This is a genomic window from Paenibacillus sp. DRB1-1 (assembly GCF_052119485.1).
Classification (GTDB): Bacteria; Bacillota; Bacilli; order Paenibacillales; family Paenibacillaceae; genus Paenibacillus; species Paenibacillus polymyxa_B.
This window is the reverse complement of sequence record NZ_JBODQH010000001.1, coordinates 2775150-2793651: the sequence shown is the minus strand read 5'-3', so window position 1 is coordinate 2793651 and position 18502 is coordinate 2775150. Positions and strand designations below refer to the sequence as shown.

Here is an 18502-nt window from a genome sequence, read left to right as displayed (position 1 = left end):
CCTACTCTTGGCAACAGCCGCTTTGAAGAGCGGTCGGCTGATAAGGGCTAGCTATTAGAAATAGGCCGTATTCCCCTCACCAGGGCGGTCTATTTCTTTTTGTTTTGGTTCAACGCAATATAATCGTAACGATTAATCCGATCAACGCTATTAATAGCGTTCTATATGATATACAAAATATAACCACTACTACGTGTAAGATTGCTTATACTGTACCATCTGTCCATAAAACAAAACAGGCACCTGACGAAGCGTACACTTCGTTGCAGGTGCCTTGTTTATATATAAACAACGTGGGATTACTTAGGCCTCAGTAGCCACGTTGATATTGTTCAGGTATGGAAGGCTTCTCACCGCGCAGCGTCACTGCTGCATGAATCGCCCAATATGGATCGCGCAGCAATCCGCGTCCCACAGCGACCAGATCGGCATCCTCGTTGCCGATAACGGACTGCGCCAAGGCTGGGTCATCCAACGAGCCTACAGCAATCACCGGGATGTTCAGTGCCTCGCGAATTTGGCGTGCGAACGGCACTTGATAGCCCGGATAGTTGCCCGGCTTTCTGACGCCAGCAGGGCCTTCCCCGCCCGAGCTAACATGGATCACGTCTACGCCTGCCGCCTGATATGCACGGCTCAGCTCAATGGCATGATCCACATCGTACCCACCATCTACGTATTCCACTGCGCTGATGCGTAAGATTAACGGCATACCCGCAGGCATTTGCTTACGTACAGCCTGAATAACCTCAACACCGAAACGGGATAGCTCCTGACCATACACGTCGTCTCGCTTATTCGTAACTGGCGAATGGAATTGGTGAATCAAGTAACCATGTGCCCCGTGAAGTTCAATCGTATCCATGCCCGCTTGAACCGCACGCCGGGCAGCGTCTGCGAATTTTTGCACCATGCCACGGACTTCCTCCGTGGTAAGCGCGCGTGGCTGTTTATAATTCGCATCCGGGTATGCAATGGCCGAAGGAGCAACTGGCTCAGCTGCATCCTCGGCTTTACGGCCCGCGTGAGCAATCTGAATGCCTACCTTGGACCCGTGCGCATGAATGCCATCAACCAGCTTCTTATACGCCGGAATATGCTCATCTGACCAAAGACCCAGATCATAATCTGTAATCCGTCCATCCGGTTCTACGTCCGTCATTTCTATAATAATCAGGCCCGTACCTCCAATAGCCCGACTCAGGTAATGAACATGATGCCAATCATTCGGAATCCCGTCCTTGACTGTCACCGAGTATTGGCACATCGGGGGCATTACCACACGGTTCTTTAATTCCAAATCTTTCAGTGTATACGGTGTAAACAACGAATTAGTCAAAACGTTCATCTCCTTTTTACCTTTACCTCATCAATGAAAATGCGTTCCAAATTACACGGTCTATTATAAACATGATCGGCATAGCCCAAACGGAATAAAGAGATTCCCTCAAACGGGGGATCTCTCACATTTGCAACTTGCAGTCATTATGTATGTCGTATGTTGTAGATATATTGCACACAACCTATTATCCACAACTCAATAACTTTTTGCAAGTAAATATTTAATTATTATTAGATATTTTTTTGTCGACGCCTCTCCACCTCCTAGCTATAACACAAAAAGACGCCCTTACGGACGCCTCTGCGGAACCAACCTTATTGTGCTGAACCTAATTGTACCCATGCCTTCTCGATCTCTGCAACCGCCTGATCCTTGTTCATGTTACCGCTGATATATGCTTGCATCAGCTCGCCAAATTTTTGGTGGAACGTATCCAGCGAGTAGTTAACAGACAGATCACCGGACTTCGACGTTTTCAAAATGCTTTCCATTTCCTTAGGCATTTCCAGATCAGGAAGCGGTGCATCCTTGATTGGAGGAATCACCTTCGCTACCTGGGAGAACCAGTTCTTGCCGTATTCCGAAGTGTACAGCCAGTTGAAAAATTCAATCGTTTCCTTCGATACTTCGGAATCCTTGTTGATACGCAGCGCCTGATCTGCACCGGTAATGATGACCGATTGATCAGCTTTGTCACTCACCGGATATCCCATGATGCCAATCTTAAGATCAGGATTAATTTTCTTGATTGCTTCCTCATCCCACGCACCTTTACCCGTCATAAACGCAGCTTTTCCGGATGCAAAATCACTTACTTCCGCATTGCTGTCCCGTTCCAGCGGCTTATCTGTGCCATGTTTCACCGTCAAATCAATGAAGTTAAAGAAGTTGTTGTACAGCACTGGGTAGTCCTTAATTTTTGCTTTGCCTGCGATAAAATCGCTAACGAGTTGCTTCGGTTCCACTCCTGCATCCTGCGCAGCAGCGTCTACATAGTGTTGGAAGATATGCTTCCATACCCACCACTCTTTATATGCATTGGCAAATGGAGTAATGCCCTTCGCCTCTAGCTTGGTGACCGCATCCTGCATTTCTGCAATCGTCTTCGGCGGGGAGGTTACCCCAGCCTTGGTAAGCAAATCCTTATTGTAAATCAGCGTAAACAGGTTCCCCTTCACCGGGAATCCCAGCACTTTGCCGTCACTAGAACTCATATTCGCTCGAACAGCATCCGTCATGGCTGCTGCCAGCGGCTCATTGGTCAGATCGGCGCTATAATCCGCATACGTGTCGATGTCGCCTCCTGCCGTCGTTTGGAATACATCCGGTGTACTACCTGAGGCAATTTTCGACTTCAAAATCGTGTTGTAGTCTGCCTGCATGATCTCCAGATTGATCTTCACGTTAGGTTTGACCTTCTTATACTCCTCGATATACGCGTTAAAAGCATCGGTATACTCCGGTGAGGCTGTGAACATATTTATTGTAACCGTTTTCAAATCTTCTTTGCCGCCAGCTCTTTCTTTCGACGCATCCGTACCGCCGCTGCTTCCACATCCACTCAACAAACCGACCGTCAAAAGCAAACTGCCGGATAACGCCATCATCTTCTTTAACATGGATACTCCCCCATTTGTTTGTGATCAACGTCCATGCGCTCATTCTAAAAAATATACTCCAATTTAAAAAGGCAGATTAGTGAAGCGTTAAGGGTAAAAAAGTGGTTTATTGCAGGCTCACGCGATACTCAGACGGTGACACCTGATAATAATTACGAAAAGCCTTACTGAAATAATTTTTATCTTTATAGCCGAGCATATCCGAGATTTCCTGTATTTTCAGGCTAGAATCACCCAGCAACTCCTTCGCCTTGTCCATTCTAACCTTCTGTACATATTCGTGAATACCGTAACCAAACTGCTGCTTGAACAGCTTCATCAGGTATTCCCGACTCAAAAAATAGGTTTCGGCAAAAAACGAAATTTTGATATCCTCAAAATAATAACGGTCGATGTGCCTTTTGATGTCCGTTATGTCAAAGGGCTGGTTCCCCGCTTGAGCATGTTGGACCCCAGCAATGTAAAGCTCCAGCATCCGATTCAATCTCTGACCGTAGTGGACAAAGCTCGTAAAATCAGCAGACAAATCGCCTTTACCCACGTGCTCCGGTTCTTCCAAAGCTCCATCTTGATTCAACGCTGACGTAGACGCACCCAACTCAATCGCAGCTTCTCTCAGTAAAAAATGGAACTCCTTCATCATTCGATCCGCATCCTGCAAACGGAAAATAGGGCCTGATGCCAATTGTTTCAGCAGATCGCCCAGCAGTACCTTTGCCCGGTTTGCCTGACCTGTCTGAGCATCCTTTTGGATCGACAACAGTCGCTCTGTCCATGACATTTCCTCTAACGTACCCATTTGCCGTGGCACTGTATGAAGAATGGACTCCCCTTCCAGCTTCAACACATCCGTGCTGTGGATGAGCGTCTTGGCATCCATATAAGCAGATGCTAGCTCCAATACATCTGTACAGAGCTTACCCAATCCAGCAGCTACCACCATGCTGAACAGCCCATGCAGGTTCGCCACGGCCTTCTGTGTCACTTGTGCCAATAGTAAGACCATATGTTCTTCTTGCCCGGGGGCCAGGGTACAGATCGAAACGACCTCACGCTCCCGTCGCGGATGGGAGAAGCTAAAACAACTCAACCGTTCATCTGACGTCTGAGCTAACACATTGGTCACGGCAAAATCCATCAGATCGGCATCGCCATGAAAACGCGTCCTGCGAATCTCATCCCTGTTCAGCAGCCGCAGCACGATCACCCCAAAGCGATTCCCCTTCTGATCCGCTCCGATCAATGGGAGCAACGCCGTATTGGCCTGCCTTTTAAAGCTACCGTCCAAAATGGACAAGTATAGCTTCTCTTTCAGCTTCGGCAGTGACATATTAAGCGTAATGTTCTGGCTAATGAACTTGTTTTTGCTTTGCTCTCGGCTTTCCAGAATGTCCACTGCTTTGCGCAGTGCCTGGTTCAGATCCTGACGATTGATAGGTTTGAGCAGATAGTCCACCACCCGGGATTGAATCGCCTGCCGTGTAAATTCAAAGTCGTTGTAGCCGCTAATGACAATCGTCAGCAGATGGGGATATGCCTTTTCGATCGCGCGAAGAAATTCGATACCATTCAGCTCAGGCATTTTCATATCGACCATCACCACATCTATATGGTGCTGACCCAACAGCTCCAGTCCCAATCTTCCATTCGTCGCCTCATAAATATGTTCGATGCCCAGACGGTCCCAGTCCCCGATAATACGAATGGCTTCGCGCAACGGCTCTTCATCGTCAATAATCAATACGTTATACATGACTACTTCCTCCCCGGGGAATTTGCATTCTCATTTCCGTTCCCGTTTCATCCGTAAGTATGAATAATCCTGCCTGATCTCCGTACAAAAGCTTCAGCCGTGTGTTCAGATTTTTCAAACCAATATGCTCGCTCTCCCGTTCTTCCCATTTTTCATGGAATGAATCCAGCACCATTCTCAGCTTGTCCTCTGAAATTCCAGGTCCGTTGTCCCTGACTGCAATTGTGGCATTTGTAGAACTCGATTCGGCTGAAATGACGATCAAAATATCGCTTGATACTTTTTCCAACGCATGCTTAATAGCGTTTTCCACCAACGTCTGTACGGATAATCTCGGGATCGGCAGCTCCATCAGCGCTTCCTCCCATACCACTTCGACCCGCAGTCTCGCCCCGAACCTTGCTTTTTGCAGGCCTATATACCGTTCAATGTGCTTGAGCTCTTCGCGGGCAACTACGATATCCTTGCCGTTGATGGAATACCGCAACGTTTGGGCCAATGCATCCACCATATCCGCCATGTCGAACATCTCCCGCTTTAATGCCTGTGTGGATATGGCTTGCAGGGCATTGTAGAGAAAATGAGGATTAATTTCAGCCTCCAACGCCTTGAGTATGGCATTCTTTTCGACCAGCTTCATGCGATAGCGCTCATTAATAAGTTCTTCGGTTCTTTCGACCATTTCGTTAAAATGCAGCGACAAATATGCAATCTCGTCATGTCCCTTCACAGGAGCTGTTGCCCCAAAATCTCCGGTGCTAAACCGCTTCATCTGGGTGGATAGCTTATGTAAAGGTCGGGTAATGGCGTTCGAGGTCAGTGTCACTAATATAATAGACACACCTAAAAATAAAGCACCGATGGCATAGCTCCAATTCCGTGTTGTCGTAGCTGCTTCATAAATCTGGCGATATGGGATGGGCTTGATGAGCTGCCACCCATCTTTTTCACCAGCATCATAGACGACCAAATACTCCTGATTGCCACTGCTATCTGACCACGTTACTCGCCCGCTTCCTCCCTTGCCGATCTGTGCCAACACTCCGGAATCATGCATCCGCTCATATAGCGGAAAGCTATTCACATAAAAGGGAACCCCTTTAGGGCTCATTAGCATCAATTGATCCCCTTTACCCAGTGGGATGTTCTGCATGATTTCATCCACGGCGCTCGTATTGTAATAAAAGGACAGCACCGCCTGCGGGTGACGGGATGCAATCGACCTTAGCACTCGATGGTATGCCATAAAGCTGGCCTTTGGCGCCACATAGCCCATATCAGAGCGGGACCCCACAAAGGATTGAAATGACTCGTTCGTGGTACTAGCCATCGCCTCTTTATACCAAGGAAGCTTGGGAATATCCGTGTTCATTCCTTTGCGCACCGTAATGTTGTACGTCTCCCTGGTAACCACATAGTATTGATGTCGGTCCGCCACGTACAGATAGATTGCTTCCAGATCATTACGCGAATAAAACATGCTGCGCAAGTAATCTTCAATGACCATTCGCGAAGCATAGTCCCGGTTCTCATTGGCAATCGCGTTCATGATATCGTTATAACGTAGCTGTGGAAGAGCCAACTGCTGCATTCCCTCCAAGTAATCCTCCAAATTCTGATTGACCAGCAGCAGATTATTGGTCGTGCTAGCGATACTATGGTTAACCGACTCCTTTTCAATCATTTGATAGGAAATAATTGTGAGTGAGCCCACCACCAGAATAATCACCGAGGTAAAAAGAAGAATGAGCTTGTTCACTAATTTTTGCGTGATCCTCCTCCACATGGAGCGAAGAATCGTTCCTACGCGCTCTGACATCATGATAACCGCCCCTTTTGAAAGCGTACACATTTTTACCCTCAACTGTTTTCTTAAATCCATTGGTCCGGCCCTAGGGGCTATCCTATACTTTCATTATATCTTAAACAGCTTGGAGCGAAAGAGCGGAAAATGTTGAGAAAAAGAGGTGCGTTATGCTGAAAAAAAGGGGAACCTGGGGCGACAAGGGTAGTAAACTGGAATTCGGTTTATTCACACTGCCCGTAATCTTGTGCATTACGATTGCATTTTATATTCCGTTTTTGATGACGATACGCTATTCCCTAACCAAGTGGAACGGCATATCAAAACATCCGAAATTTGTAGGTCTGGATAACTTCAAGCAAATCCTGCTTGGGGACGCCAATTTTGCACATGCAGCCTGGTTTACCGTCAAGTATGCCATCCTGTACATTGTACTGGTGAATGTGCTGGCCATTTTGCTGGCGCTCGTTCTCGATATGAAGCTGAAAAGCTCGGCTTGGCTGCGGGCGGCCTTCTTTATCCCGTATATCCTCAGTCTCGTGATTGTCGGCTTTATATGGAAATTCATCTTCATGCAAGGCTTTGAGTCACTGGGACACAGTACAGGCTGGGGCATCTTCCAGCTAAGCTGGCTGGGTGAGGAAGGGCTCGCGTTTGTTTCCATTTTGGCAGTATCGATCTGGCAATCCATTGGCTTTTACATGGTCATTTATATTGCAGGCTTACAATCTGTGCCAGAGGATCTAAAAGAAGCTGCCATTGTTGATGGCGCGGGGCCGATTCGGAGATTTTTCAGTATTATTCTACCGATGCTCGCACCTTCCATTACGATCTCAGTCTTCATGGCACTGACCAACTCGATCAAAGTGTTTGACGTCATTTTATCTCTGACCGGCGGTGGGCCGGGAGGTACGACATACAGCATTGCGTATGATATTTACCGGGACACGTTCCAGAACAATCTGTATGGCTACGGAACAGCCAAAGCATTGATTTTATTCGTTGCAGTCCTGATCATAACGATTATTCAATTGTCTATTTTTAAACGCAGGGAGGTTGAAGCCTGATGCAACGCAGCCGTACGGGACGTATTTTGCTAGAAGCGGGCATGATTGTATTATCACTGTTATTTTTGTACCCGCTGTTTCTCGCCATTAACAATTCGTTCAAAAGCTTCGCTGAGGTCATGACCGACGTCATTGCGCTGCCCAAGCAGCTTTCGCTGGATAATTACGTATATGTATGGAAATTCATCGACTATCCACGCCTATTTCTGAATAACACCATTATTACCATCGTCGGCCTGGCAGGTATCGTGCTGATATCTTCCATCGCGGCCTACAAGCTGGCAAGAACCAAAAGCAAATGGAGCTCCGTGATTTACATGCTGTGCATTATGCCGATGCTAATCCCATTTCAGTCCATCATGCTCACTGTCTTGCGACTGGCGAAAGACTTAAATCTGGCAGACAGCACTTGGGGCCTTGGCTTGCTGTATTGGGGCTTCGGCGCACCGCTGGCAGTGTTTATCTATCACGGCTTCGTGAAAGGTATTCCGGCTGAGATCGACGAAAGCGCTAAAATCGATGGGGCCTCGGGCTTCCGGCTTTTCTTTTCCGTGATTTTTCCCTTGCTGAAATCAGTCACCGCCACCATTGTTATTATCGACGTGATGTGGATTTGGAACGATTTTCTGCTTCCGCTTCTCATGGTTAACGGCTCACCTAGCACCAAAACGCTGACGCTGGCCGCCTACACCTTCGTCGGACAGTATACGTCAGACTGGCAATATGCCATGACCGCGATGGTAATGGCAGTGCTACCTTCCATTATCGTATTTATTTTTCTGCAAAAATACATTGTCAAAGGCGTCGTCGCTGGAGCCGTCAAAGGCTGAGTCAAGTATTCGAAGCCAGATGCAAAAAAGAGGACTTGCGTGTTGCTCGCGCAAGTCCTCTTGTCTTCGTGATATCCATCATGGGCTTCTGTACAAATTACCTAAAATTTTAATTATTTTCGATTTGAAAATTAATACATTTCTTATCAGGTGACCTTACCTTCCTTGACAATTCCTCTTAATAATGATTTACTAATTTTACTATTCGTAATTATTACGATTAAAGAAAGACAAAGAAAGCACATCTGCTTTCCTATCTCGCATGATAACCACTACAGCACATTCGACATTTCATGATACTTTCGAAGGGAAGAGTGATTACGTTGGCAAACGCTATGGAATTGGAAAAGAAAATACCGGTCACGGTACTAAGCGGGTACCTCGGCTCCGGCAAAACTACCCTGCTGAATTATGTGCTGAACAACCGGGAAGGCTTGCGGGTAGCCGTCATTGTCAATGATATGAGTGAGGTAAACATTGATGCTGATCTCGTTCGTGACGGTGGAGGATTATCTCGTGTGGATGAAAAGCTGGTGGAAATGTCCAACGGTTGCATCTGCTGTACCCTGCGGGAAGATTTATTAAAAGAGGTAGAGCGACTGGCACTCGACAAAAGGTTTGACTATATTCTTATCGAGTCCACGGGTATAGGTGAGCCCATTCCGGTAGCACAGACCTTTAGTTATGTAGATGAGGAAAATGGAATTGATTTGACCAAGCTGACCCGACTGGATACTATGGTCACCGTCGTGAATGCACCGGAATTTTGGAAGGACTTCTACTCCAGGGACTCTCTCAAGGATCGCGGACAGGAAGTGGCAGAGGAGGATGCACGCGGCATCGTTGATCTGCTCATAGAGCAGGTGGAATTTTGTGATGTGCTGATCATTAACAAATGCGATCTGGTATCCCCTGAGGAGCTGGAACGACTGGAAAAAGCGTTACGCGGCATTCAACCAAACGCCAAAATCATCCGTTCCGAGTACGGTAAGGTGGACCCAAAAGAGATTTTGAACACGCATCGCTTCGATTTTGAAACAGCTAGTCAGGCGGCAGGCTGGATACAGGAAATGAACAAAGAAGAGCACGTCCCGGAGACAGAAGAATATGGAATTGCTTCGTTTGTGTACAAGCGCAAAATCCCATTTCATCCCGAACGTTTGTTGAAATGGCTGGCTCAATGGCCTGCTGAGGTTGTACGTTCCAAGGGATTGGTGTGGCTCGCCACGCAGAACCGCACTGCTTTTACATTCAGTCAGGCGGGTAGCTCCAAACAATTTGCACGCGCAGGACTGTGGATATCTGCTTTGACTGAAGAAGAACGCCTATACTATCTCGGCGAAGATTTCGAAAAGACACCTGACTGGGACGAAAAGTATGGTGACCGGGTGACCAAGCTCGTATTTATTGGTATTGATATGAACCGGGAAGAAATCGAGCGCACCCTGGATGAAACACTGCTGACCCCTGAAGAAATGGAGCAGGATTGGCGCAAGCTGCCTGACCCGTTTACGAAAAAAATATAATGAGATTATAAAATAAAAGCGCCTTAAGTGAGGAATCCCCCCCTCTTAGGCGCTCTTATATTATTTATGCTTAACCCATTGCGCGCTATCCACCGGCCAAAAAATCACATCCGCACGGCCAACGATATCTTTAATAGAAACAAAGCCAATAGCACGACTATCCCTACTATTATTGCGGTGGTCGCCCATCACAAAAATATAACCCTCAGGTACCTTGGAATCGGTTATGGTTCCATTTGGAAAATCGACATTGTTATATAGTTCTCCCTTGGCGTGCGCATCCTGAATAGCTCCCTGAATGTATGACTCCTCTACTTTCTTACCGTTCACATAAAGATGATCGCCTTGATACTGAATCGTATCCCCAGCCACTCCAATAACACGCTTAATAAAGTCTTTTTGTTCCTTTCTCACATGGAATACAACAACCTCACTCGGCTTGGGATCACGAAAATCATAAATCATCTTGTTCACGACCACTCGTTCATCTGTCTTGAAATTCGGTTCCATGGACGCTCCCTCAACAATAAATGGCGCAAATAATAGCCAACGTATAATGAACACGAGCACAATGGCTACAATAATGGCTTTAAGCCAATCTATCATCTCATTTCTCACTCGTGGCTGCTTTTCGTGCAATTGTTCGACAGTTGGCTCCGTCAAATGATTCCCACTCTCCATGCGCTAAACCCACCTTTTCTCACAGTTTTCATTTCTATTATATGTATAATGTTTAAGTATAATCAAATTTTCCCAGTCTGGCAAAACTGCATTTTTAGTTGAAACAAAAGTGTGAACTTTTTTTCACAATATCAAAAAAACAGTAAAAAACTGTTGATGCAAACGTTAACATATATTACACTGTGCTTATACTTCTTAGAGCGTTTTAGACATAAGTTAGATCAATCTGTCACCCCAGGAGGTGTCCTGTTTTTACTGAAAAGACAGCATGAGCCACTTTTATAGATGCTATCTTCTTTTAAAATAAGAACTCAAATGAGGAGGAATTTACATGTTTAAACGGAATGATCGTCCAAAAAACGGATTTAACGCTCTAAGGCTCGGTGTTTCTTTTGTTTTCGCTTCTTCTTGTATTATTGGAACCGCTTACGCAGATACGTCATCCAACGACATCCCTTCTTCCGCACTCACAGAAGAGGCAGTTAGTACAACCGACGCAGCAGCTGTCTCTACAACGTTAGCGGCAGGAGATTTGTATGTGGCGCCAAATGGTAACGTGTCCAATCCGGGTACAATATCCAGTCCTACCACGCTCGAAGCAGCACTTACACAAATTGCTCCTGGTAAAGCCATTTATCTGCGCGGTGGTAACTACACTTACTCCTCAACGATTACAATTCAGCGTGAAAACAGCGGCAATAACGGCTCACTCAAAGGGTTGGTCGCTTACGGTAGTGAAAAGCCGGTACTTGATTTCTCTGCTCAAGCCTTTGGTTCAGCCAATCGTGGACTTCAGCTTAACGGAGACTTTTGGCTAGTAAAGGGCCTTGAAGTAAAGGGTGCCGGAGATAACGGTATCTATATCGGCGGCAGCAATAACCGAATCGAAAACGTGGAAACCCACCACAACCGGGATACTGGACTTCAGCTTGGACGTTACTCGCCTAACGCTTCCACTAGTGAGTGGCCCTCGAACAATTTGATTTTGAATTCTTACTCTCACGATAACGCTGATCCCGATAATGGTGAGGATGCCGATGGCTTCGCGGCCAAATTAACTGTAGGATCAGGCAATGTGTTTGATAACTGCTTGGCTGCGTACAACGTAGACGATGGCTGGGATTTGTATAGCAAAACCGAAACGGGTCCCATTGGCGAAGTAACCATTTTGAACAGTGTGGCCCACCACAACGGGCAGACCTCAGATGGAACGTCTACCGCGAACAGCGACGGCAACGGCTTTAAGCTGGGTGGAGACAAAATCAAAGTCAACCATATTGTGAAAAACAGTATTGCTTTCCAAAACAAAAAACACGGCTTCACCTACAATAGCAACCCCGGCAGCATTACGTTGACCAATAATACCTCGTGGGACAATGGACAAAGTAATTTTGCCTTTGACAAAGGTGATCACGTGTTCATTAACAATCTTTCCTTTGAGGGAAGCTCCAGTGACAAAACAAGTGGTACAGATCAAGACAACTCTAGCGTTTGGTGGAAAAACAAAAAATCGACGAATGCCAAAGGCCTGGTAGTCAGTGCAGACGACTTTGTTAGTCTCACACCTTCTATCACTCGAAGTGCAGACGGTTCCATTCAGCTAGGTGATTTCCTTAAGCTAGCCAAAGGAAGCGATCTGATCGGCTCGGGTACTCCGAGCGGAAAAAATATAGGGGCACGTTAAAAGCCCCGCCTAATCAGGACGCCCTGGCCCATCTACCAACTCAGACAATTTTGCATAATATAGCGACCGGTGATTGTCCTCATAACCAGACAAAATATGAGGTGAACAGATCATGGAACGAAGAATTACATTGAAACATACACTCGCCTATGGAAGCGGTAACATGCTGGGAAGTGGCGCACTTGCTATTAGCGGTGCATGGTTAATGTACTTTTATACAACCTTTTGCGGACTGTCTCCCGTTCAGGCCGCAGCCATTTTCTCTGTTGCCAGCATCATAGATGCAGTCAGCAATCCGATCATGGGCTTTATCAGCGATAACTTTCACCGGACCCGCTTGGGCCGTAAATTCGGCAGACGACGCTTTTTCATCATGATGGGTATCCCGCTGATGCTCGTGTATCCGATGCTTTGGGTAGATGGGTTGGGCTTCTGGTATTACCTGAGTACGTACGTGCTGTTTGAACTGGTGTATACCTCTGTCATGGTGCCGTATGAAGCACTAGCGTCAGAGATGACCCGAGATTTCGGCGCACGCTCCAGATTGACCGGATGGAAGGCCATGTTTGGCAAAATCGCCAATTTTGCGGCTGCTTTTATCCCTGGTCGTTTTATTGCTGAGTATGGCAAAGACTCTCCATTGCCTTTCTTTTATACCGGTCTCGTTTTTGCAGCTATTCTGCTGATTGCGATGGCATTCTTGTATAAAAACTCCTGGGAACGTCCAAGTGAGGAACTGCAAAAGGAACTGGAAGGTGAAGCTCCGCTTTCCTTTATAGATTCGATGAAAAAGTTGTTTGTCGACATTTCCTCTACCTTCCGAGTCAAGACGTTCCGTCATCATCTCGGGATGTACCTGGGTGGCTTTTCAGCTGAGTGGCTGTTTACTTCTGCTTTTACGTACTTCATTGTCTTCTCCTTGTTCCAAAGCTCGGAGATGGTATCCAATTTGAACAGCTTTAACTCTGTCATTCAATTGATTTCTACCTATTTCTTCATCCAATTCTGTGTGCGTAAAGGGTTCCGTATGCCTTTCATCGCCGCACTCGTTGTCGTTTGCTTCAGCGTAGCAGGTTATGGCCTGCTCTATATAACGGGAGCCTCTAATACGATGGTATGGCTATATGTCATCACATTGTTCATGGGACTTGGTACAGGGGGCGTCTACTACATCCCTTGGAATCAATACACATTCCTTGCCGATGTGGATGAAGCGTTGACTGGCCGTCGCCGGGAAGGTATCTATGCGGGTATGATGACTTTTGCCGGAAAAATGGTGCGGGCCGTTGTCGTCTTCATTCTGGGCTGGGTTTTACAGCATTTTGGCTTTGTATCTGGGGCCGATAGTCAGCCAGTCGCTGCTCAGCACGCCATCTTTTATGTACTCGTGGTCGGTACCATCGTTCTTGCGATCATCGGTATGATTGCGTCTGTCGTGATGAAGCTGGATATCGACAGCCACAAGAAGTTAATCGCCGAAATTGACCGCCTCAAAAATGGCGGCTCCATGAAATCAGCCAAACCGGAAGCACGAAAGGTATTCGAGGAACTTACAGGTTTCCATTACGATCGGTGCTGGGGCAACAATAATGTGGGCTTTAAGAACAAACCTGTTGACCCTAAAACACACACTCCGTCTATGTAATAACAAATACAGATTAAACATTTACTAAAGAGGTGACTGTATCATGGCAAATCCAACATCACAACCAACAACCAGTCCTACAAAAACGGATTCTTGGGCAGTACGTATGAGCGATTCCGTTCTACAACGGAGTCCAGAATTTTACGAAAAATGGGAATATGACCACGGCGTCATTTACAGAGGTCTGGAATGGGTTGGCGAACTGACAGGCGATCCTAAGTATATGGAATATATAAAGAAACATATGGATCATTTTGTTGACGAAAATGGCGTTATTCAGCGCTATAAAGTAGATGAGTACAATATTGACCATGTGAATAACGGTAAGCTGCTCTTCTCTCTGTATCGTGCTACAGGAGATGAACGATATAAAAAGGCAGCCTACCAATTACGCAGTCAGCTGGAAAAACACCCGCGCACAAGCGAAGGCGCATTCTGGCATAAGCAAATTTATCCGTATCAAATTTGGCTCGACGGCTTGTACATGGGTGCCCCGTTCTACGCTGAATTTATCCGTGAATTCGGAGATCCGTCAGAGTTTGACGATGTGACCCTGCAATTCAAGCTCTGCTACGAACATACACGTGATCCTAAAACAGGCCTGCTCTACCATGCCTGGGATGAGAAGGGGGAGCAGCATTGGTGTAACCCGGAAACAGGCTGCTCTAAGAATTTTTGGGGACGCTCGATGGGTTGGTTCGTTATGGCACTCGTTGACGTGCTGGACTATATTCCAGAGGATCATGCAGACCGTCCCGTCCTGATTGATATGCTGACGGAAACACTGGAAGCCCTGCTGAAAGTGCGTGATAAAGAAAGTGGAGTCTTTTATCAAGTGCTCAACCTGGGCCATGTGAAAGGCAACTATCTGGAAGCCTCTGCTTCCTGCATGATTCTCTATGCTATTGCCAAGGGCGTTCGCAAAGGCTATCTGCCAGAGCAATATCGTCAAGAGGCAGAAATCATCCGTAAGGGAATTATCGATGAATTTATCACGATTACTGAAGAAGGACTCGTGAATCTGAACAAAACGGTACAAGTAAGCGGTTTGGGTGGTAAAGATCGTCGGGATGGCACCTTCGCTTACTATATCAGCGAGCCGATTATAACCAACGATCCCAAAGGTATCGGAGCCTTCATTCAGGCGATGGGTGAAGCAGAACGCATCTAAACACGCGAACTATAAACCTTAATTGCAAAAAAGGACGGTGGCCATCAGCCCCGTCCTTTTTTTACATATAAACACATCCTACTTCATAACCTTAAACTCATATCCCTGTTTCTTTAGATATTCTATAATTTGAGGCAACGCTTTTGCGGTTTCTTCTTTACCATAGGTGTCATGCATGAGTATGATGGCTTTTTCTCGACCTTTGACTGACCTTATAAACTGGTTGATTAGTGCCGGTGCCTTCTTGGATTTCCCCTCTGCATCCTTCGTTAATACATTCCAGTCCACCTGATGGTAATCCTTTTGAAGTAAAACCTTATCCAAAGCAGCCATTCCCTGTGGATCTCTTCTGTTCCATGTCATGTGCCCCCCGGGGAATCGAATCATTCTAGTGGAGAATTCTGGCCCCAGAATACTTTTTAGAACCTGATTGTTCTTCTCGATCTCCTGCATAACATGATCCGTATTTACTCGTCTGTTCGGATATAAATACTTATAATTATGAGAGTACGTATGGTTTCCTATCGCGTGACCCTCTTTAACAATTCTTTTGATAAGGTTCCTGGTATGCTCATTTTCATTGGCTTCTTTACCTACAATAAAAAAAGTTGCCTTGACCTTCTGCTTTTTCAGAATATCTAATATCTGAGGTGTGACCGTCACGGATGGACCATCATCAAAGGATAAGTAGGCCACTTTTTTACCATCAGCTCCATCGGGCATCTGCCCTAGCATTTGCTGTTTTAAATATTTTTCGACAAAGGCACCATCTTCTACTGCGGGGTCGCTTTTTGGAGAGACTGCTTTACCTTTTGATGAGTCCTTGGATACGGAATCTGTTTTTTTAGCAAGCTCCTGTGTTGGCGCATGTGTTTTGTTATCTGAGACCTTTATCGCAATGAAAGTAATACAGCCTGCCACAAATAATATAATAGCAATTAAAATTAGTCTTTTTCTGTTCCTCTTCAAGCGGTGTTCTCTTGTCCTACTATGTGAATAGCCCTTTTCCATTAGCTTATGTACCTCCCACTAAAATAAGAAAAACCACCGGATCAGGGTTGATGTACACACCTTAGAATGGACATGGGAAAAACCCTTAGGTTTAGCCGATGAAAATTTAGGGATGCACTTCAACCAGAGGACAACCTACTCCCGGTGGCTTTCTTGTCTTGCATTTGCATAATTTATGAGTATCATTGCAGTTTATTACGATTGCTTCGTTAAGGCCTGAGCCAACAAGGACGCATAAGCTTTAGCACCACTAGGTTTTAAATGTACTCCGTCATGCTCGAAATATGAATTTTTACCAGAGCTGGCTGCATACCAGTCAATCATTGTAATTCGCGGGTCCTGGGACGCTGCATCGGCAAGATGCTTGTTCACAATACTCTCCCACGGTCGAGGCACACGGGTATTCACGAGTATAATATGCTTCGTATCCTTCAAACTGGCCAGCAAATTCGCTAACTGATCCTTGGTGAAAGCGCCGTTCGTGCCCAGCTCAATAATAACTGTCTTACCCAGCTGTCCGTTCTGTCTTAGCTGCTCCAGTACTGCAGGCGCCTCCGCCATCTGACGGCCGATCCGTCCATCTACAACAGCTCCCGGGAAGGAATCCTGAATGTACGACTGTACATCCAACATGACAGAGTCTCCAATGGCGGTCACATTCGACCCATCACCTGTAATAGACGTAGCTTCTTTGGGTTTGTCCGAAGGTTCCGACGGTTTCGTAACATCGTCCGTAGTACCAGCCTGGACCTTCGTGTTTTTAGGCGTCTGGGCTTGAGACGGGACTGAGGTCTGCACCTTGCTGCCCTCGGCCCCTTGCAGCTTGATGGCTTTGGGCTCCTTGGAAGCCACGGATACTGTTCCGTGAAGCGGCGGCATCGCCTTTGCCTTTGCGACTGGCTTTTCATCACTTGATGCTGCCTGAATCGTTGCATCAGGAGACGCCAAGTACAGGTGGACGGTACCCACGAGAATACCTGCAAAAAGCACAGCCGCTGTGGTTGTAGGCATCCATCTCCACCGCGCCTGTCTACGAACCGCTGAACGGATTTCTGTGATCCAGTGGCGGAATCCTCCATGGCGAATCGGCTCCTCGATATATTTAAATGAGAGAGACGCCAGCAATACGGTAGCTAGCAGTTGTAAAATGATACGCATCACATGCACACCATCGGTATCTACTTGAGGCGTCGTTAGCGTAATAACCGGAACATGCCACAGATACAGTCCGTAGGAACGGGCTCCAATCCAGCGTAGCGGCTTGATTCCAAGGAGACGACCAAGGTGGCTTACCGGATGTGCCAACGCTGCGACCACAATAGCAGTGACCAAAGCTATGCCCAGCAGACCGCCCCGGTACAGAGATGGGTCATATTCATTCGAGGCCCACGCCCAGTGACAAAGCAGCAGCAAGCTTATTGCACCGATGCTGTCCAAAAGCATACGCGCCTTAGGAGAAGCTTGCTCTTTCAGCTTGCCGCTCGGCCATACCAAGGCCAGCGCCGCACCAATCAGCAGAGCAAAGCCGCGCGTATCCGTGCCATAATACACCCGGCTCGGGTCACTTCCTGGTACGTAAATCACTGCCATCAGGAGTGCAGATATTAACGCCAGACAAGTCACCCAGCCTGCGAGCACAATACGCTTGGGCATGAATTTTAGCCCAAGCGCCAGCAGTAAAGGCCACAAGATATAAAACTGCTCCTCCACCGCCAGCGACCACAGATGCCCGAGCGGAGAAGGTGGGCCGAAACTTTCAAAATACGAAACCTGATGGAAGATAAACCACCAATTGCTCATATACACCAATGCGGCAGGTACATCTCCGCGCAAGGCCGTTAGCCGTGACGGATCGAAAAGCAACGAGCACAGGACAATGACAGTCACAACCGTCAACATGGCAGGCAGCAACCTTCTGGCACGACGCAACCAGAAATCTTTCATTTTAAAACTATGATATGTATCCCACTGACTCACCAAAATATCTGTAATCAGATACCCCGACAAAGTAAAAAACACGCCTACACCCAACAAACCACCCGGCAACCAATCCGGATTCAGATGATACACAATGACTGCGATGACCGCCAGCGCTCTTAATCCATCCAAACCTGGCATATAACGACGTTGTGACGGCAATTGTTTAGACTTCATTTCAGCCGCCGTCCTTCTTGCAAATTCAAGCTCCCTGTCTGTTTCAATGCTCTTCTGCCCTTTCCCTCTCCTGCATATCGTCTGTGCGATGCCCTGTAGCCTTTTCATTCATTATATAAAACTTCATAATCGTAATGATTTCAATGAAGTTAAAATTAATGACAATGTTTTTATTATATCATTCCTTTCCACAGTTAGGTAACCACTGATAGATA

General features: G+C 46.6%; 13 protein-coding genes. 6 read left to right on the top strand and 7 right to left on the bottom strand.

Features of this window, described 5'->3' with window-relative positions:
* Nucleotides 1-310 precede the first annotated feature (310 nt).
* The 4 genes from ACQW03_RS12360 to ACQW03_RS12345 all read right to left on the bottom strand — a co-directional run bounded on the left by ACQW03_RS12360 (nt 311) and on the right by ACQW03_RS12345 (nt 6566).
* Entirely contained in the window at nt 311-1339 is a 1029-nt protein-coding gene (locus ACQW03_RS12360; protein WP_441949908.1) for an NADH:flavin oxidoreductase/NADH oxidase, read from the bottom strand.
* 317 nt (nt 1340-1656) lie between these two features.
* Nucleotides 1657-2961: an ABC transporter substrate-binding protein gene (locus tag ACQW03_RS12355; RefSeq protein WP_076292795.1), complete on the bottom strand. Its 1305-nt coding sequence runs from the start codon at nt 2959-2961 to the stop codon at nt 1657-1659.
* A gap of 106 nt (nt 2962-3067) precedes the next feature.
* Nucleotides 3068-4714 carry a response regulator transcription factor gene (locus ACQW03_RS12350; protein WP_441949905.1) on the bottom strand — a complete coding sequence of 549 codons (1647 nt, stop codon included), beginning with the start codon at nt 4712-4714 and terminating at the stop codon, nt 3068-3070.
* Nucleotides 4707-6566 (bottom strand): cache domain-containing sensor histidine kinase, encoded by a 1860-nt coding sequence (locus ACQW03_RS12345; protein WP_441949903.1) that lies wholly within the window; start codon nt 6564-6566, stop codon nt 4707-4709. Before ACQW03_RS12345 ends, ACQW03_RS12350 begins: the two co-directional genes overlap by 8 nt.
* 122 nt (nt 6567-6688) lie before the next feature.
* Here ACQW03_RS12345 and ACQW03_RS12340 point away from each other — a divergent pair, with 122 nt between their 5' ends.
* The 3 genes from ACQW03_RS12340 to ACQW03_RS12330 all read left to right on the top strand — a co-directional run bounded on the left by ACQW03_RS12340 (nt 6689) and on the right by ACQW03_RS12330 (nt 9941).
* On the top strand, nt 6689-7585 hold the full coding sequence (locus ACQW03_RS12340; RefSeq protein ID WP_013312582.1) for a carbohydrate ABC transporter permease: 897 nt from the start codon (nt 6689-6691) through the stop codon (nt 7583-7585).
* Nucleotides 7585-8415 carry a carbohydrate ABC transporter permease gene (locus tag ACQW03_RS12335; protein ID WP_076292798.1) on the top strand — a complete coding sequence of 277 codons (831 nt, stop codon included), beginning with the start codon at nt 7585-7587 and terminating at the stop codon, nt 8413-8415. Before ACQW03_RS12340 ends, ACQW03_RS12335 begins: the two co-directional genes overlap by 1 nt.
* A gap of 323 nt (nt 8416-8738) precedes the next feature.
* On the top strand, nt 8739-9941 hold the full coding sequence (locus tag ACQW03_RS12330) for a GTP-binding protein (RefSeq protein ID WP_081366872.1): 1203 nt from the start codon (nt 8739-8741) through the stop codon (nt 9939-9941).
* Between the two features lie 60 nt (nt 9942-10001).
* On the opposite strand, the gene lepB is transcribed toward ACQW03_RS12330, so the two are convergent.
* Entirely contained in the window at nt 10002-10622 is a 621-nt protein-coding gene (lepB, locus tag ACQW03_RS12325; RefSeq protein ID WP_071643880.1) for a signal peptidase I, read from the bottom strand.
* A gap of 331 nt (nt 10623-10953) precedes the next feature.
* On the opposite strand from lepB, the gene ACQW03_RS12320 reads away from it, so the two are divergent.
* The 3 genes from ACQW03_RS12320 to ACQW03_RS12310 all read left to right on the top strand — a co-directional run bounded on the left by ACQW03_RS12320 (nt 10954) and on the right by ACQW03_RS12310 (nt 15122).
* A complete protein-coding gene (locus tag ACQW03_RS12320) occupies nt 10954-12306 on the top strand; it encodes a right-handed parallel beta-helix repeat-containing protein (protein WP_441949899.1) in 1353 nt (450 codons plus the stop codon).
* A 112-nt stretch (nt 12307-12418) separates the two neighbouring features.
* On the top strand, nt 12419-13951 hold the full coding sequence (locus ACQW03_RS12315; RefSeq protein WP_013312587.1) for an MFS transporter: 1533 nt from the start codon (nt 12419-12421) through the stop codon (nt 13949-13951).
* 43 nt (nt 13952-13994) lie between these two features.
* The gene (locus ACQW03_RS12310) at nt 13995-15122 is read left to right on the top strand and encodes a glycoside hydrolase family 88/105 protein (RefSeq protein WP_023990952.1); all 1128 of its coding nucleotides are present in this window, start codon (nt 13995-13997) and stop codon (nt 15120-15122) included.
* A gap of 78 nt (nt 15123-15200) precedes the next feature.
* On the opposite strand, the gene ACQW03_RS12305 is transcribed toward ACQW03_RS12310, so the two are convergent.
* Nucleotides 15201-16133 (bottom strand): polysaccharide deacetylase family protein, encoded by a 933-nt coding sequence (locus ACQW03_RS12305; RefSeq protein WP_441949896.1) that lies wholly within the window; start codon nt 16131-16133, stop codon nt 15201-15203.
* A 195-nt stretch (nt 16134-16328) separates the two neighbouring features.
* On the bottom strand, nt 16329-18287 hold the full coding sequence (locus ACQW03_RS12300; RefSeq protein WP_441949894.1) for an acyltransferase family protein: 1959 nt from the start codon (nt 18285-18287) through the stop codon (nt 16329-16331).
* Nucleotides 18288-18502 lie beyond the last annotated feature (215 nt).

Coding starts and splice junctions, on each gene's coding strand:
- ACQW03_RS12315 (WP_013312587.1), top strand. CDS start 12,419: ATGGAACGAAGAATTACATTGAAACATACACTCGCCTATGGAAGCGGT.
- ACQW03_RS12355 (WP_076292795.1), bottom strand. CDS start 2,961: ATGTTAAAGAAGATGATGGCGTTATCCGGCAGTTTGCTTTTGACGGTC.
- ACQW03_RS12350 (WP_441949905.1), bottom strand. CDS start 4,714: ATGTATAACGTATTGATTATTGACGATGAAGAGCCGTTGCGCGAAGCC.
- ACQW03_RS12340 (WP_013312582.1), top strand. CDS start 6,689: ATGCTGAAAAAAAGGGGAACCTGGGGCGACAAGGGTAGTAAACTGGAA.
- ACQW03_RS12305 (WP_441949896.1), bottom strand. CDS start 16,133: ATGGAAAAGGGCTATTCACATAGTAGGACAAGAGAACACCGCTTGAAG.
- lepB (WP_071643880.1), bottom strand. CDS start 10,622: ATGGAGAGTGGGAATCATTTGACGGAGCCAACTGTCGAACAATTGCAC.
- ACQW03_RS12335 (WP_076292798.1), top strand. CDS start 7,585: ATGCAACGCAGCCGTACGGGACGTATTTTGCTAGAAGCGGGCATGATT.
- ACQW03_RS12320 (WP_441949899.1), top strand. CDS start 10,954: ATGTTTAAACGGAATGATCGTCCAAAAAACGGATTTAACGCTCTAAGG.
- ACQW03_RS12310 (WP_023990952.1), top strand. CDS start 13,995: ATGGCAAATCCAACATCACAACCAACAACCAGTCCTACAAAAACGGAT.
- ACQW03_RS12300 (WP_441949894.1), bottom strand. CDS start 18,287: ATGAAGTCTAAACAATTGCCGTCACAACGTCGTTATATGCCAGGTTTG.
- ACQW03_RS12345 (WP_441949903.1), bottom strand. CDS start 6,566: ATGTGTACGCTTTCAAAAGGGGCGGTTATCATGATGTCAGAGCGCGTA.